At 48.9% G+C, this 17553-nt stretch carries 11 protein-coding genes and 1 riboswitch; of the genes, 6 read left to right on the top strand and 5 right to left on the bottom strand.

The annotated features are described in order from the left end of the window. Window positions 1-183: 183 nt before the first annotated feature. Complete coding sequence (locus tag AC3ITG_RS30085) at window positions 184-3003, top strand: glycoside hydrolase family 3 C-terminal domain-containing protein (protein ID WP_489252209.1); 2820 nt, start codon at window positions 184-186, stop codon at window positions 3001-3003. Between the two features lie 102 nt (window positions 3004-3105). Here AC3ITG_RS30085 and metE read toward each other — a convergent pair whose 3' ends face one another. The 3 genes from metE to AC3ITG_RS30070 form a co-directional block, all read right to left on the bottom strand. Beyond that, entirely contained in the window at window positions 3106-5454 is a 2349-nt protein-coding gene (gene metE, locus AC3ITG_RS30080; RefSeq protein ID WP_489252208.1) for a 5-methyltetrahydropteroyltriglutamate--homocysteine S-methyltransferase, read from the bottom strand. Window positions 5455-5674: 220 nt separating this feature from the next. Next, window positions 5675-5872: riboswitch (cobalamin riboswitch) on the bottom strand. Window positions 5873-6127: 255 nt separating this feature from the next. Then, on the bottom strand, window positions 6128-6637 hold the full coding sequence (gene nrdG, locus AC3ITG_RS30075) for an anaerobic ribonucleoside-triphosphate reductase activating protein (protein ID WP_413374219.1): 510 nt from the start codon (window positions 6635-6637) through the stop codon (window positions 6128-6130). Next, window positions 6634-8595, bottom strand: coding sequence for an anaerobic ribonucleoside triphosphate reductase (locus AC3ITG_RS30070; RefSeq protein ID WP_489252207.1), 1962 nt, complete (start codon window positions 8593-8595; stop codon window positions 6634-6636). The genes nrdG and AC3ITG_RS30070 overlap by 4 nt, the downstream gene beginning before the upstream one ends. Window positions 8596-8968: 373 nt before the next feature. On the opposite strand from AC3ITG_RS30070, the gene AC3ITG_RS30065 reads away from it, so the two are divergent. Next, window positions 8969-10609: a hybrid sensor histidine kinase/response regulator gene (locus AC3ITG_RS30065; RefSeq protein WP_489252206.1), complete on the top strand. Its 1641-nt coding sequence runs from the start codon at window positions 8969-8971 to the stop codon at window positions 10607-10609. Window positions 10610-10657: 48 nt separating this feature from the next. On the opposite strand, the gene AC3ITG_RS30060 is transcribed toward AC3ITG_RS30065, so the two are convergent. Then, the gene (locus AC3ITG_RS30060; protein ID WP_489252205.1) at window positions 10658-11671 is read right to left on the bottom strand and encodes a LacI family DNA-binding transcriptional regulator; all 1014 of its coding nucleotides are present in this window, start codon (window positions 11669-11671) and stop codon (window positions 10658-10660) included. 357 nt (window positions 11672-12028) lie between these two features. Here AC3ITG_RS30060 and AC3ITG_RS30055 point away from each other — a divergent pair, with 357 nt between their 5' ends. Next, window positions 12029-13675, top strand: coding sequence for a cellulase family glycosylhydrolase (locus AC3ITG_RS30055; RefSeq protein WP_489252204.1), 1647 nt, complete (start codon window positions 12029-12031; stop codon window positions 13673-13675). 203 nt (window positions 13676-13878) lie between these two features. Next, window positions 13879-14817, top strand: a complete 939-nt coding sequence (locus AC3ITG_RS30050; protein ID WP_413374224.1) for an aldo/keto reductase family protein — start codon at window positions 13879-13881, stop codon at window positions 14815-14817. 132 nt (window positions 14818-14949) lie between these two features. On the opposite strand, the gene AC3ITG_RS30045 is transcribed toward AC3ITG_RS30050, so the two are convergent. Further along, window positions 14950-16077: a GGDEF domain-containing protein gene (locus tag AC3ITG_RS30045; protein WP_489252203.1), complete on the bottom strand. Its 1128-nt coding sequence runs from the start codon at window positions 16075-16077 to the stop codon at window positions 14950-14952. Between the two features lie 276 nt (window positions 16078-16353). Between AC3ITG_RS30045 and AC3ITG_RS30040 the strand changes: the two genes are divergently transcribed. Both AC3ITG_RS30040 and AC3ITG_RS30035 read left to right on the top strand, forming a co-directional pair. After that, entirely contained in the window at window positions 16354-16749 is a 396-nt protein-coding gene (locus tag AC3ITG_RS30040; protein WP_063567221.1) for a Fur family transcriptional regulator, read from the top strand. Further along, a complete protein-coding gene (locus AC3ITG_RS30035; RefSeq protein WP_489252202.1) occupies window positions 16725-17531 on the top strand; it encodes a winged helix-turn-helix domain-containing protein in 807 nt (268 codons plus the stop codon). Before AC3ITG_RS30040 ends, AC3ITG_RS30035 begins: the two co-directional genes overlap by 25 nt. The last annotated feature ends 22 nt before the right edge of the window (window positions 17532-17553 follow it).

The raw sequence follows: 17553 nt of genomic DNA, 5'->3' as shown, positions 1-17553 counted from the left end.
ATCGAAACCGTTTTAGTAAATGATATGAAGAGTTAACGACGGCTCGTAAAGTGCTTGTTCTAAAAGGTTAAATCTTCGAATTGTGAGCTCGGATACATCAAGAATACATCATATTAATTTATCGATTATGTATCCGCTATCATTCTAAATAAATCAATGAATACCCAAAGGAGATTCCATATCATGACCAACCAAACGAAATATCCGTTTCAGGATACAACGCTCGAACTTGATACACGTGTAAAGGACCTCGTGTCCCGTCTGTCGGAAGATGAAAAAATCGAATCCATGCTTCAATACCAACCGGCAGTAGAACGACTGGGTATCGCAGCATATAAACACGGCACAGAAGCAGCCCATGGCCTGGCCTGGCTTGGCGAAGCCACTTCCTTCCCGCAGCCGGTTGGACTAGCGTGCACATGGGATGCGGACCTGATGAAAGAGATCGGCTCCGTAATCGGAGACGAGGCACGTGTATTTTACAAACGCAATCCAGCAGTAAACGGTCTGACTCTGTGGGCACCTACGGTAGATATGGAGCGTGATCCACGTTGGGGTCGGAACGAAGAGGCTTATGGTGAAGACCCAGAACTGACTGCTGAACTGACAACGGCGCTGGTTAAGGGAATCCAGGGCGACCATCCGAAGTATTACAAGGCGGTTGCCACGTTGAAGCATTTCCTTGCAAACAATAATGAAGTGGACCGTGGCAGTGGTTCATCGAGCATTGATCCGCGCAACATGCGTGAATATTATCTGAAAGCGTTCGAGAAACCGTTCAAAGAGGGCGGCGCGCAGTCAATGATGACCGCGTACAACTCTATTAATGGTACACCAGCATTGCTGCATCCGTTTGTATACGAAATTGTGAAGGGCGAATGGGGCATGGATGGCTTCATCGTAAGTGATGCAGGGGATGTCATGGGGATCAAGAACGATCATAAATACTATGATTCGCACACACCAGGAACAGTTGAATCCGTCAAAGCCGGAATTGACAGTATTACCGATGATGCGGATCTGTCGAAACAGGCGCTGCGTGAAGGGCTGGAGCAGGGCACACTCACGATGGAAGATATTGATCTGGCATTGTTTAATACGTTCCGTGTGCGTTTCCGTTTGGGTGAATTCGATCCGGCTGAGGGCAATCCATATGCTTCGATTGGTGAAGAAGCGATGATGACGGAGAAGGCGAAGGCCCTGTCACTGAGAGCAGCGAGAGAACAAGTGGTATTGCTCAAAAATGATAAAAGCACACTGCCGCTGGATAAAACAAAATCCGGCAAAGTGGCTGTGATTGGTCAACTGGGCGGAACAGTCTATCGTGACTGGTATGCAGGCACTATGCCATATAGCGTATCCCCGCTTGAAGCGATCAGCGGCAAAGTAGGCGGCGACAAGGTTGCATTCAAGGATGGCAATGACCGCATTACATTGACTTCCGTCGCAAGCGGCAAGGCTGTCGGATTGGCTGAAGATGAGAAATCATCCATCATTGCTTCGGGAAATGCGGAGACATTTACACTGAGTGACTGGGGCTTTGGCAGTTACACGCTGAAGGCAGACAGTAATGGAAAATACCTGACGACGGATGAAGAAACGGTTACGGCATCGGCGGATGAAGTATATGGCTGGTTTGTGAAGGAAGTATTCCATCTGTTGCGACAACAGGAAGGAAGCGTGGGGCTGACGACTTGGAACGGTAAAACAGTAACGGCGCCCAATGGTGGAAACGATGCGTTTGCGGTATCCGAAGAATTGAAATCTTTCGGTGCTACGGAAACATTCAAAAAGGATATTGTGGTGAATGGATTGGAGGAAGCGGTAGCGGCTGCGAAGGAAGCGGAGACGGCGATTGTATTTGTCGGCAACAATCCACTTGTGAATGGTAAAGAAGAGATTGACCGTCCAAGTCTGGATCTGGCTGAATCCCAGCAGCGTCTGGTTGAAGCCGTGTATGCAGTGAATCCAAATACCGTTGTAGTTATCGTGGGAAGTTACCCGTTCACGTCCAACTGGGTGCAGGAGAACATTCCGGCTGTATTGTATACATCCCATGCAGGACAAGAGTTGGGGAACGCTATAGCTGACGTATTATATGGCGATTATGCACCAGCAGGCCGCCTGAATATGACGTGGGTACAATCCGCAGATCAGCTGACCGATATCAGAGACTACGATATCATTCAATCTGGACGTACGTATCAGTACTTTGAAGGTGACGTACTGTATCCATTCGGACATGGATTAACGTATGCATCGTTTAAATACAGTAATTTGGAGCTGAACCCGGCCCAAGCTGGAGTCGAAGAGATCATTACTGTGCATGTGGACGTGACGAATACAGGTACGATCGCCAGTGATGAGGTTGTGCAGTTGTATGTGCGTGCCGGGCAGTCCCGTGTGAAACGTCCACTCAAAACGTTAAAAGGTTTCCGTCGTCTTCATATTGAAGCTGGAGCTACAGTAAAAGTCAGCTTCACACTGCCAGTTCAGGAACTGGCGATCTGGGATGTAACCCGTGATCGTTATGTGGTCGAAAGCGGCACCTATTCCATTATGGTGGGCAAATCTTCTGCCGATGTTCAGCTTGTTGCTGACCTGACAGTACAAGGGGAGACCATTCCTGCACGTAATCTGGGTGTGGCTACTCGCGCCGAAAATTACGATGCATACTTCGGTGTGGATCTGGATGAGAGCAAAGAGGGCGGAACTTCTGTCCGTGTGGTTGGTGAACAAGGATGGATTGCCTTCAAGGATGCAGATCTGGGCAGCAATGCAGCAGCGCTTGAAGCTCGTGTATCATCAGAGCAGGCAGATGCGGTATTGGAAGTTCGATTGGGCGCACCTGACGGTACACTGGCAGGACGCGTGGAACTGGCACAAGGCGAGGCCCAGCAGTGGTCCACGGTTAAGGCGGACCTGAAAGGCGTAACAGGTCAACAGGATGTATACCTTGTGTTGTCCGCAGGAGTACGTGTCAGCCATTTGGAGATTCATTAAGTCGGATAAAAAGACCTATCAAGATAAACAAATAGAATGATGGTAAATGAAAAAAGCCTCCGAAGGAATTCGGAGGCTTTTATTTGCAATCACAAGCTTCGTTTAGATTGAGGAATCAGCGGTTACTCGTTCTCTTGCTGTACGAGCAGCGTCCACCATGATGCTCAATGCATCTACAACTTCGGCTTTACCACGTGTTTTCAGTCCGCAGTCAGGGTTCACCCAGAACAGATCTGCTGGCAGCACTTGAAGTGCACGCTCAATCATATTCAACATCTCGTCCTTTCCTGGAACACGCGGACTGTGGATATCGTATACACCGAGTCCGATGCCTTTGTCATACGTATTCTGCTCGAAGCTGCCTACCAGTTCCCCATGGCTACGGGATGTCTCGATCGAGATCACATCTGCATCCAGGTCGCTGATGGCTTCAATAATATCATCGAACTCGCAGTAGCACATATGGGTATGCACCTGCGTTGTTGGTTTTACGGTTGCAGTAGCTAAACGGAAGGATTCCACGGCCCATTGCAGGTACTCATCCCACTTGCTCCGTTTGAGTGGAAGTCCTTCACGCAGAGCTGGCTCATCGACCTGAATCATCTCAATGCCTGCTTGCTCCAGCGCTTCAACCTCGTCCCGAATGGCGCGAGCAATCTGGTAGGATACTTCACTGCGTGGAATATCCGAGCGGACAAAGGACCAGTTCAGGATCGTTACCGGACCTGTGAGCATGCCTTTCACCGGTTTGCTGGTCAGTGTCTGGGCATACGCCGTTTCTTTCACCGTCATCGGTTCATTGAACAGCACATCTCCGTAGATTACAGGTGGCTTCACGCAGCGTGAGCCGTAGGACTGTACCCAGCCATTTTTTGTGAAGGCAAATCCGGTCAGCTTCTCACCGAAAAACTCGACCATATCGGTACGTTCGAACTCACCGTGTACCAGCACATCCAGACCAATTTCCTCCTGGATGGTAATCCACTCCTGGATCTGTTCACGCACATAAGCGTCATATTGCTCCGCATTCCACTCCCCTTTACGGAAGAGTGCACGTGCTTTGCGCACATCAGCCGTTTGCGGGAAGCTGCCAATAGTTGTTGTTGGCAGCAGCGGGAGCGACCATTTTTGCTGCTGCAATTCGCGTCGCTCCTGGAATGACGCGTTACGAAGCAGCTGCTCATCAGCGTGCACCCCTGCAGGCGCACCACTCAGGCGTGTCCGTGATTCGGACTCGCTCAGCAGGCGCACCGCTTCGGTGCTTGCCTGGGCGCGGCGGCTGGCTTCAGCCAAAGCCGCTGCTTGGTCCGCCTGCTTCGCACCGCCGGACAACAACGTGCCGAGCGTCGCAATTTCCTCCAGCTTCTCGTCGGCAAAGGCCAGGGCATTGCGCAGTACCGGATCAAGCGCGCTCTCCTGAGCGGCAGTAACCGGTACATGCAACAGGCTGCAGGAAGGCTGAATGATTAGCTTGCCTTCGGCTGCGAATTCAGCCACCTGCTCCAGCAGCTTCGCCGTCTCTGCGAGATCGGCACGCCAGATGTTGCGCCCGTCGATTACACCGGCGCCCAACCATTTAGCCTGCGGGAAGCCATGCTCCCGCAGGCTGGCGAGGTTGCCTTCATAGCCGTGGACCAGGTCCAGGCCGATTCCGGCAACAGGCAGTGCTGTCACGACCGGATAAGCTTCCACCGATTCGAAATACGTTTGAAGCAGTACCTTTAATTCCGGTGCAGCTTGTGCCAAGGCAGCGTACACCTGTCGCAGCAAGGCTTCATCTTCGGAAGAGACGGCCAGCGTCAGAGCAGGCTCATCGATCTGTACCCACTGTACGCCTTCTGCTTGAAGCTCAGACAGAAGCTGGGCGTATACGGGAACGAGGCGTGTGACGATCTCTGCGAAGCGTTCCGCGTCATAGCCTTTGGCGAAACGTACATACGAGTACGGACCGACTACAACCGGTTTACCTTCCAGCCCAAGCTCCTGCTTCGCTTCGCGATAGGCGGCAAGGGGTTTATTTTCAAGCAATGCAAATGCAGTATCATTATGAATCTCAGGTACGATGTAGTGATAGTTGGTGTTCAGCCACTTGGTCATCTCACAGGCTGTTGCCTGATCATTACCCCGGGCCATGGCGTAATAAGTAGATACGGATACCGGTCCGCCTGAATGGTTGAAGCGCTCAGGAACGACGCCAAACATCGCGGATACGTCAAGAATATGATCATAGTAGGAGAAGTCGCCCACAGGAATCAGATCGAGCTGCTGTGCCTGCTGTTTCTTCAGATCTTGCAACCGAAGTGTGGTCAGCTCCTGATGAAGCGTGGATTCATCGATTCGGCCAGCCCAGAAGGACTCCAGTGCTTTTTTCCATTCGCGTCCCGCACCGATGCGGGGGTAACCAAGGTTGCCTGTCAGTACTTGTGGCTGTTGTTGCTGTGATTGCGACATGTAAAATTCCTCCTCATTTATAATAGGTAAACTCATCAAGTTGAAACTATTGTGGTGTGTTTCTTTTGAAAGCATCAAAAAAAGGCATTCCTTCCAATTCCATACCCCGAGGAACAGGCATCATGAATGACGACTGTGCACAAAGATAGAATGGGAAAGAACACCTGCTATAAGTAGTTGTAGCGGTTGCTCTAACACCTTCCTATCTTCCGTAGGTCATGCGATGCTGTCGAAACAGGCAGGTCTCCTGGCTTGCGGATCATGGTCATATGCATTCCTTCCCGGTGGTTACACCAGTGGATTATATGCACAGACTCCCCGTATACAGTGGCGGGACCGCGACGGATTTACACCGTGCTTCCCTTTTAAGCCTGACCACGCATGTAGCGCGGTAGGCACCTGTTTCCGTGTGCAGAAATGTGCGTACACATCTCCGGCTATGAAATTGGTGACCAAGCATAGATGATAGATTGTATAATGATGCAATCGTCGTATACTTGCTCTTATGCTACCAATCATAGACGATAACCTACGGGCTTGCAATATATATTATTAATCCGATCGGAAATAAAATAGTGCTCTATGAATCCTAGATATATTGGCAGATTTGGCTCCTTAAAATGAACCCAATCATCGCCCACGCTGTGCTAATTCCCCTCAAATAAAAAAATCGTTACCATGCATCTAACTGCATGGTAACGATTGTCTGGCCAGCCATTGTTGCACCCACATTAACGATGCGCTGATTACGACTGCCACGAAAAGGAAGAGACACATCACGCTCAGCTGCGATATAAGGTCCATCGATAATGACGTCGCATAGCCGGGATAACTCCGCCCGCGACGGGTCTGTAATCAGTTCCTCATATACAAACCCCGTGTAGGCCCATACGGTCAGATCAGGCCGAGCAGCCCGAAGCTGCCGAACCCAGGAGGCACATTCTGCGGCAGAGAAAAAAGGATCACCTCCGCATAACGTAACCCCTTCCAGCAAGGGATGCGAGGTCACTTCATGCAAAATCTGTTGCTGCCGCTTCTCCGTAAATGGTTCGCCTGCACGGAAGCTCCATGAGCCGGGGCTGAAGCAGCCCGGACAGGCGTGGCGGCATCCGCTGATGAACAACACGGCACGCAGGCCAGGCCCCTCATTCACCGATTCCGGGATGTAACCATACAGATTCACCGGTGTTTCACCCGGTCTCTCACTTCGGCCTGCTTCGCCCCATTGAAGCGCACTTTATAGTCACCGGTCAGATATCCCGTCACCCGGCGTAGCCGCTGGAAATGCACGTGGTTTTCATGAGCATCACATCTGGGACATACATCTCCAATAACGCCCTCATAGCCACAGGACGGACAGCGGTCAATCGGATGATTAATGGAGAAATACCCGATGTCCTGGGCCAGCGCGTATTGCACGATTCGTTGGAAAGCCGCGGTATTGGCCCTTACATTCCCGTCGAGTTCGACATAAGAGATCGCTCCGGCATTACATAATGAGTGGAAGGGAGCTTCCAATTCAATCTTGCGATAGGCAGGAAGGGTGTGATAGACCGGAATGTGAAATGAATTGGTGTAGTATTCCCGGTCATTAACCCCTACGATGCTGCCGTATCGCTCACGGTCAATCTTGGTGAATTTGCCGGACAGGCCTTCGGCGGGTGTAGCGAACAAGGTGATATTCAGGTTATGCTGCTCACTCATCCGGTCGCAGAACTCTCTCATCGTACGAATGATATTCAAGGCTTCTCGATGTACATGGAGGTCTTGTCCATGGTGACGGCCATATAGAGCGGTCATACATTCAGCAAGTCCGATAAAACCAAGGGATAACGTACCATGTTTTAACAGGTCGGCCACCGGTTCATTCGGAGCCAATTGTTCACCGCCTTCCCATACCCCTTCCCGCATCATGAAGTCCGATGCTTTGGCAGGCTGGTTCGTTTGAATTCGATACCGGTGCAGCAGTCCATCCGTAGCATTGTGCATGACCGATTCCAGCGCCGTATAGAAGCCCGCCCGGTCAGCGATGGCTCTTGCTCCTTGGCAGATCCCGTATCGAATGCCGAGCTTGACCAGATTGATGGTGTTAAAGGACAGATTCCCTTTGCCGCTCTGACGATTGCGTCCGAAGCGATCAGCCAGTGTACGTGTCCGGCATCCCATCGTCGCAATGATCGTATCGGGATCTTCCGGTTGATAATAGGGCAGGTTGAAGGAAGCATCCACATTGACAAAATTCGGATACATACGCCGTGAGGAGCAGGTCACAGCAAGCCGGAATAAATCGTAATTCGGATCTCCCTCAGATTGGTTAATTCCTTGCTTGCACTGGAAAATATGCTGTGGGAACACGGGAGTTTCCCCGTTACCGAGTCCACGAATGGTCGCTTCCAGCAACGACCGGGATACGAGCCGACCTTCGGCTGAAGTACACAGTCCGTAGTTCAGCGAAGTGAACGGAATCTGTCCGCCAGCACGACTGCTCATGGTGTTCAGGTTATGGATCAGGGACTCCGCAGCCTGTTCGGTCTCCATTCCTGTTTCTTCATAGGCAAAGGAAAAGGCTCGAGGACACTTCTCCTTTGCTTCATCGCTATCCAGATGCAGTTGCTCATCCTCAATTGAGGCAATCTCCCCAAACAGTCGTTGTCCCTTCCGGTAATGCTTACGGAACGAACGCTTCACATAAGGTGCGAGATCCCAGTCGATTTTATTGGCGGATACCCCGCCGTACTGGCTGTTTTGCTGGGATTGAAAAATAATGGCCACCAGTGCCATGGCAGACATAATCGTCTGTGGTGTACGAACCGAACCGTTGCCGGTATTGAATCCGGAGGCCAGCAGTCGGTCAAACGGAATAAAGATACAGTTGGTCGTTCCAAGGGCATACTGATCCAGATCGTGTACATACAGATCGCCGTTCTCCACAGCTAGAGCGAGCTCCTTAGGCAGCACATGACGCAGAGCATGCCACTTGGCGGTCTCCGAACCGAGCCTGCTCATCTTGCCGCTGAATGAGTCTCCGTTCAGATTGGCATTCTCCCTCAGCGTATCGGCGTCTTCAGCACCAATAATTCGTCTTCCCAGGTCAGATAGCAGATCGGATGCCGGTGGAGAGGCATACTCAAGCATGTTCATATCAGTTCCTCCTAAATAATGAAATTGAAATTGTATAGGGATAATGCCCATTCATTGAACACTACATGTAGAGTTTCTTTATCCATTTATAAACTATATATTGTTATTTAGGTGTGATAATGATCACATGTGAGAGGCTGATCGACTGTCATGATTCATGGCCCTGAATGATAGAGGTTTTCAAAGCTGGAGGGTAAGCGTATAATTTCTATTTACCGTGCAAGTTCAGTTGACGATGCTTGAAAAAAGGATAGAAAACTTCATATATGAATAGTTTGTGACAGCTGTTTCGGAACATTTGAACCCTGTTAATCGATTGAATCATACTGTGGAATACGGGTTTAAAGTGCAGCTAAAACAAGAGGGGTGAATCATGGGAACGGTAGGCATTACAAGGGGCTTCTATGAAAATATACAGGAAGCCGCATCCCACATTGTAGATGTATTAAGCGGTATATTAAAGGTGAACACCATCTTCGTTGCTACGAATGATGGCGTGACCAATGTTATTATGGAGGCTTTTAACCGCGAGGAAGAGTTGATTGCCAAAGGTAGTGAACTTCCATTTGAAGCGTCATATTGCAGCTTGGTATTAAGAGATAAGGGCAGCGGTCTGATCATCACGGATACATGTGAACATCCCCTTACGAAATCAATGGACGTTACAAGCGGACTGGGCAATCGTTTCTTTGTGGGGATTCCCATTATGCGGAGGTCCGGGGAAACGTTCGGCACGATCTGTCTGATGGATGACCCTGATTATGTGATCAGTGAAACGGATATGAAAACACTGCAAGCGATGGCCGTTTTTCTCGGGTATGTCGTGGATCTGGAAGATACGCTTCAAGTTCAAGAACAGAAGCTGAGTGATTCGGAGCAATTACAAGAGCAATTGCAGGCAGAGAAGGAACGTGCGGAGTCTGAGGCAATGACCAAGACGCAGATGCTGTCGCTGATGAGCCACGAGATTCGTAATCCCCTGAACGGCATTCTGGGATTAACCGACCTGATGCGTACACCAGATATGTCGGACGAGCAGACAGAGTATGTGAATATGATTGAAACCAGCGGTAACATACTGCTCTCCCTGTTGAATAATATGATGAGTTTTAACGTCAATGACGCAGGCAAAACGGTCGTACACGATGATCCATTTGATCTGGTAGCCACGATTGAGAATACCGTTTATCTCTATGCGGGACTGGCGCTGAGCAAGAACATTGAGCTGGGATTGAACCTTGATCTGAATGTGTCCCAGGTTTTCGTCGGGGATGAAATCAAGATCGGGCAACTATTGGCCCATGTCATTCAGTATGCCCTAGATTCAACACGGACAGGTTCGGTATTGGTTACGGCAACCGTAGTAGATGGTGGAGATGCAGAGGATGCGGGTATCCTTCAACTCCAAGTGAAATACACCGGACGCATGTTGTCTTCGGATAATAAGCTTAGATCAATTAACAATTTGGACGGAAATATAAGTACACAGAAGCTGGTTGGAACCAATCTCGGTTTGGCGGTCAGCCAAAACCTTGCTATCCTTATGAACGGCCGTATTCAGGTGTATGGCATGGGGGAGAAGGAGACAGAATTCGAGATCTGCCTGCCGCTCCGCAGACATTGGGAACTGCCTCAGCTTGCCAATATTCAGCATCGACTGAAGGGCAAAAAGGTGCTGCTTGCAAAGGACCCTGACATTCTGCAAGGGGCCTCTTCCCTGATGCGCAGATGGGAGATGGATGTGCATATGACCCCGGTTACGACCGAAGCGTACGACTGGATTCAGAAGGGCTTTAAGCCTGATGTGGTCGTTGTGGATATGGGACTGCTGGAGGGCGGTGCTGTGGATTTTGTACACAAGCTGAAGCGCCTGGTTACAGATTCACCGGTCATAGTGCTGATTCCGTATGGCATGCATATCGATCCACATGAAGCGGAAGTCTTCGATGCGGTCCTGACCAAGCCGGTGAAGCAGGCTGATTTGTTGAATGCGTTAAGCATCATTGTGCATTAAGAACATGAGAAAATATATTAAACTAAGCGCACCTGTTATGGGTGCGCTTTATTTTGTTATTTTGAAGGAAGAGGAAGCTCGAACAAGCAGCTCCGAGTCGACTTTAAATACACGTTTGTCCTGAAAATCATTCGTATTCATCGTGTCAATCATCTTCTCCATAAGAATGGCCCCCATTGTATACTTGGGCTGGTTCACCGAACTTAGCGTAGGATGAATGTATTTGCTGATTCGATTGTTGTCCACACCTACGATAGCCAATTGTTCGGGAATGCGTATTCCGTATTCCGTACATGCCTTGTATACGCCTAGAGCCATTTCATCATTAGCCGCATATACAGCGGAGAAGGACAGGCCTTTGTTAAACAATCTTTTGATGGCCTCGTACCCGCCTTCCTCGTTGAAGTTCCCATTCTCGATGAGTTCGGGACGGAATGGAATCTGATGATTGCGCAAGGCCTTCAAATATCCCTCAAGCCGCTCATAGCTGTCGATCGCTTCAGGATAACCGTTTAAGAAAACGATATTTCGATGTCCGGCCTCAACGAGATGCTGAACAACTTCCTGAGAGAATTTTACGTTGTCCGTGTATATACACGGGATCTGATCATGTTCGATATATTTGCCAACGATGCCAATGCGATATCCTTTATCCGCAAGCTGGAATAATTCCTCATCCGCCAGCATGGGAGTGATGATGATGACACCGTCAATAGTCCGATCCAGCAGCAAATTGAGATAATCGACTTCTCGCTCTTTCAGGTTATGGGCATCACATATAATGACCTTGTAATGACGGGCGTAGGCGATGTTCTCAATGCCTTTGATAATTTCAGCATAATAGGAGTTGTTGATATCCGGAACGATGACGCCAATCGTCATGGTTCTCTGTGAACGAAGGTTCTTGGCTGCTGCGTTGGGGTGATATCCCAATTGCTCGATGGCGCGCATCACCTTATCTTTGGTCTTGGTGCTTACTTTACTGTGTTGATTAATGACCCGCGATACGGTTGCCGGGGACACACCTGCAATGGCAGCTACATCAATGATTTTGACATCCATATTCTTCACAACTCCAAATAAGTGATTGACAATTAATTCAAATTCATTATAATTCCAATTGAAAACGATTACAAGTTATAACCGATTGAAACAATAATTGGGGATAGTGGAGGAATAAAGGTATTCATAATCAATATAATGTAATCGATTTCACCAATTTGGAATCAGAATGATTAATAAATTCCACCTATACGTAATATCGATTTCATTCCTCTGGTTGTGATAAATAGCGGGGCCATCTATGGATCGTACCACTCGTATACCCGCTGTTTCTATAGCATTACCGTTACCCGTCGTGAGTGCTGCATCCTGGTTCAGTCATACCTCAAGATATGACCATTTAAGGGAGGCGTCAACATGTTGAAGAAGAGCACCATCATGCTATTGTGCAGCTGTCTGCTGCTCGGACTGCTGGCTTCGGCCGTAGGTTCACCGAAGGCAAGTGCGGCTTTTGGATCAGGGGATTTCCTGAAGGCTAACGGGACGGTTGTCCGCAATAATTCGGGTACAGGCAACGTGGTAAACCTGCGTGGAACAAATTTGGGTGGCTGGCTGCTGCAGGAAGAATGGATGACGCCCTCCGGGGCGGTAGATGAATACACACTGCGTCGCACGTTGACGAATCGTTTTGGAGAATCGGGTGCACAGAGCCTGATCAATGGATATCAGGACAACTGGATTCAGGCTGGTGATCTGGATAACATCAAGAACTGGGGCATGAACGTTGTGCGTGTGCCGATCTATTGGGAGGATTTTATGAACACCAGTGGTGTCATGAAGCCTGATTCGGTTACGTTCCGCAAACTGGATTGGCTGATTGATGAAGCGGGCAAACGGAACCTGTATGTAATTCTCGATCTGCACGGTGCACCGGGAGCAGCCTGCCCATGGCACTCTTGCGGTCAGGAGAATTCCAACCAACTGTGGACCAACTCTACATACCAGAACTGGACTATTCAGATCTGGGAACGGATGGCAACACGTTACAAAGGCAATCCAACCGTTGCCGCGTACGACCTGCTCAATGAACCTCTCGTAACCATGGGAACGGGTGAAAATGCAGCTCAAATCAAACAAAAGATGGATTTCTATGACCGGATGTACAAAGCCGTCCGTGCCAAGGATGCCGATCACATGATCATCATCGCGGCATTCTTCGACTGGTGGGCAGCTTCACCACCAACGACTTATGGCTGGACGAATGTGATGTATCAGACACACCATTATCAATTCACGGATTATAACAACTGGGATTTGACCAATTCGGAGATGGATCGCTGGCTGAAGGATATGGCGTCCTATCAGAAGAATTGGAACGTTCCGGTGTTAGCGGGCGAGTTCTCGTTTGGTCAGGATGATCTGACCGAGAAGTGGTTATCTGGTCTGAATGCACTGAATGCTTCTTGGACGAACTGGAGTTATAAGGTCAAAGGGGGCGGAACTTGGGGCTATTACAATAATAATAACAACCCGGCACCTAACCTGAATACGGACAGCGCGGCAACGATTGCTTCAAAATGGAGCAAATTCACAACGGCGAATTTTGCCTCTAATACCTCGTTCCAGAATGTGGTCAAGAAACATACGGGAACGGCTCCGTTTACAGAGACATGGTCCAGTCTCAAAGCCAACGCCAACGGCACATTTGTCAGCGCAGAGAATGGCGGTGCAGATGCACTGGTAGCCAATCGGGATACTGCCGGACATTGGGAGCGGTTCAAAATCATCCAGAATTCAGATGGAACAGTATCCTTCCTGTCGATGAGCAATATTAAATATGTGCAAGCCGATCTGAATAATGAAGGGCGTTTGATCGCCTCGGCCACGTATCCATCCACATGGGAGAAGTTTACCCGTGAAGATCTGGGTGGGGGACTGGTTGCCTTTAAATCCGTGGCGAATGGTAAATATGTCAGTGCGGATCTGAATAACGGAGGCGTGCTGTACGCCAATCGTAACGCTGTGGGCGGAGCATGGGAACAATTTATCGTAACAGCTAATTAAAAGAACTGGCGTCCATTCATAAAAATGTGGTGACTAGGTAATATTTGACGCGTATCGTGGCTCCGCTCATTTAGCGGAGCTTTTCATATGCATCCCTATCTATTTCCCAAATTCTTCTCCAAAGCCCTTTTAATCCGAGCCGAATACGATACAATAGAAAGGGAACTTCATCATTAATCAGTTTAGAGGAGGATGTGCATTCAATGGAATACCGTAGATTGGGTGGAAGCGGACTGAAAGTAAGCGAGATCAGCCTGGGTAGCTGGCTGACATACGGAGGATATGTGGAACGTGAAAACGCGGTGAAATCAATTGAAGCCGCATTCGATGAAGGCATCAACTTTTTTGATACAGCCAATGTGTACGAGCGGGGTGCAGCAGAAGAACTGCTGGGGCAGACGTTGAAAGCGTATTCCCGTGATTCCTATGTTCTTGCAACCAAGGTTTTTGGCAAAATGGGTGACGGTCCAAATGACCAAGGGTTATCACGTAAACATATTAAGGAACAATGCGAAGCCAGCTTGCAACGGCTGGGTGTTGATTATGTAGACATATATTATTGCCATCGCTATCATACCGAAACACCGATTGAAGAGACACTGCGAGCACTGGACGATCTGGTGCGTCAAGGCAAGGTGCTCTACGTAGGTGTTAGTCAATGGACCGCAGCACAGATGGAAGCTGCGCTGGGTACCGCTGACCGCCTGTTGCTGGACCATATTGTGGTGAACCAGCCGGTATACAATATGTTTGACCGTTATATTGAAAATGAAATCATCCCACTGGGTGAGCGCAAAGGTATTGGACAAGTCGTCTACTCTCCGCTGGCACAAGGGTTGTTGACCGGAAAATACACTTCGGTGTCCGATATTCCTGAGAACAGCCGGGCAGCGAAGCTGGGCTGGGATGAAGGGAAAATTAACGCTGACCGGATCGGCAAGGTTCGCCAGTTGATTGAAGTGGCGGACAAGCTGGACCTGAAGGTCGGCCAATTGGCTCTGGCGTGGATTCTGCGTCAAAATAACGTGTCCAGTGCGCTCGTAGGAGCAAGCCGCCCTGAGCAGGTGAAAGAGAACGCAGCTGCCTCCGGTGTGAAGCTGGACGCTGCCATCGTTGAAGAAATCGAACAAATATTAGCTTGAGGCAAACTCAACCCCACAGGTTGCTTTTGTACTTGTAAGCGAGTTGGTTTGATGATGCAAAATGGTGAGATAAGAAAGGGATGTCCTGGCTAGCCTGATAGGCTATGAGGACATCCCTTTTTTGGTTTGAGATTAGAATGGGCTTTGGCCGCTGGAGAGCGACCTGGAACGCAGCGGGATTGCACAGACTCGGTTCCGGCCCGTATTCTTGGCTTCATATAACGCACGGTCTGCCTGTTCAAAGAAATCGTTATCATCCCGGTCGTCGCAGTGATCTGGAAAAACAGCGACTCCGATTGAGATGGTCAGCCGGATCGTATTGCCATCAGGCAGGGCGAAATGGTACTTCTCGACCGATTGTCTGATTGACTCGGCAATGGCCATGGCTTGGTGATGACCACAATCGAGCAGCAGTATAGCGAATTCCTCGCCTCCGTTTCGAGAGACGATATCCGCAGAGCGGGCATGCTCAATGAGCAATTGTCCGAGCTGTTTCAGGACCGCATCACCTGAAGTATGACCGAAGGTATCATTTACTTTTTTGAACCGGTCGATGTCGATGACCAAAAGGGATAGTTTTTGCTTGTACTCACGAGCCCGTTCCAGTTCCAACTCAAGTGATTTCTCAAATTGTCTGCGATTACTGAGATTGGTAAGATGGTCGGTGGTTGCTTTTCGTTCGAGCAGGAACAACATCTCATTCGATTTATTAATGAATTCTGCGATGAAATAAATAAAGATTCCACCGACAAAAGAAATGGTCATCTGTAAAGGATATACTTTCATTAATGAGTTCATGCTGGTTGTATTCAGCATCAGGATCACAAAGATCAGCGTCATACCCAGCAGATTCATGGTTATAATCTTGGTTAATCTCGACCATGGAGCATAGGCAAAATATACACCGGACAGTCCAATGATCGTCATGACGAATGCTGCATCGATGGCAGCTGATGACATTCCAAACATGACAATACGCAGGATGGAAATGACGAGTCCCGAGATGACTGAAGCGAGTCCTCCTAAATATACGGCTGCTGTGACGATAGCCAAATGACGCAAATCCACAATGGTAGTTTCATTTAAAGGAAAGGAATAGTTCATCAGTACCGTTCCATAGATCCCGAACAGCAGACCACTGATCATCTGAACACGCATCGAGGGAAAGGGTACGCGGATACGATAGAATTTGGCTATGATTCCGGACACATACATGAACGTGATCATGACACAGAGATTGACGAAAAACGTGCTTAGCAACCAGCATCCCTCCTTTAGCGCACATTACTATATTTTAGCTGAAAAGCAGTATAGTAGCGAACCATATTATCCCAAGTGGGGGCAACGGATCCGTAGAAGAAGGTTTGGCTATCACTATTCATGAATAAAATAGTCGGATATTGACTTCATTATACAATGAGATTTATACTTAATCTAAATCAAAATTCATTTTGATGTTTCAGGGAATCATAGCAATCAGTAGATTGCTGTGTCATCTTATATACTATTGAATGGGTAAATAAAGGAGAATTGCTGGTGAGAACTCTAAATCTGACGATACAGCGTCAAGCCGTTTACGATGTAGTCCGTCATTCCGAAGACCATCCAACAGCAGCAGAAGTGATGAACCGTCTGGTGGAGCAGGGTTATAATTTGGCTTATGGTACGGTATATAATTCGCTCCGATATTTAACGGATAAAGAATTGATTCGAGAGCTCAAGTTGGGCGAGACAGCCAGTCGTTATGATGCCCGTATGGACGATCATCAACATATCATGTGTGAAGTATGCGGCAAGGTGGATGAAGTCATGACGGAAGTTCCTCCGCAATGGATGAAGCAAGTCGCGGAGGAAACCGGGTATGCGATTGATCACGCTCATGTGGTCTTTGGAGGTGTCTGCGCGGAATGCAGAAACAAACGGGTCAAGTAAAAATCAACCTGTCCGGTCGTCGTTTACCGCTCCGGGTCAAGCCTGCCCTTGTGGATTCAACTCCCCTTGTGGATAATTGCCCGGTCACGAGAAGGGTCATTCTGATCAGTCCGATGCCCGGGCAAGTACATGAACTGGTCAAGGCACTTACGGATAGCTGCTTCGATGTGCTGGTGTTCCACCGCTGGGAGCCTGATTTGCATGAACGGCTTGTATTTGATCTGTTGATCTATGACCTGTCTGTTGCTGGAACCATTGATGCTTTTGCCGGCATCAGCAGCCGATTGAATCGTGAAGCGGAACATGCAACACCATGTCTGTATCTGGTGGGGGAGAAGATGATTGGCAGTGCCAGTGGCCCGATGCTTCAGGAGGAATTACTGGTCTGGCCGGCCCGCCCACAGGAAGCGTTGTATCGTGTGCAACGCATGATCGGCAATAGTCCTGCAGCACCGAAACGTGGATTTCTACCTCAGGAAGGCCAACGCATCGGTTTCAAGGATTTATGGCTGGACCGAGAGCGGATGAGCGTGCATCGCAATAATGATCGCATTCATTTGACCAAGACAGAGTATGATCTGCTGCTGAAGCTGATTGATGCCAAAGGTGCAGTGATTTCCCGTGAGGAGATGCTCAGCGATATCTGGGAGACTGATTTTACGGGTGGAAGCAATGTGGTGGATGTTCATATCAAAAGCTTGCGGAAAAAACTTGGCGATAACGCAGCGTCGCCTCAATATATAGTAACGGTAAGAGGAGTGGGCTACCGCCTGGCGGATTAGTCCGCTTTTTTTTGTGGACACA

The organism is Paenibacillus sp. GL_099_B (assembly GCF_057835695.1).
This window is presented reverse-complemented; position numbering and strand designations above follow the sequence as displayed.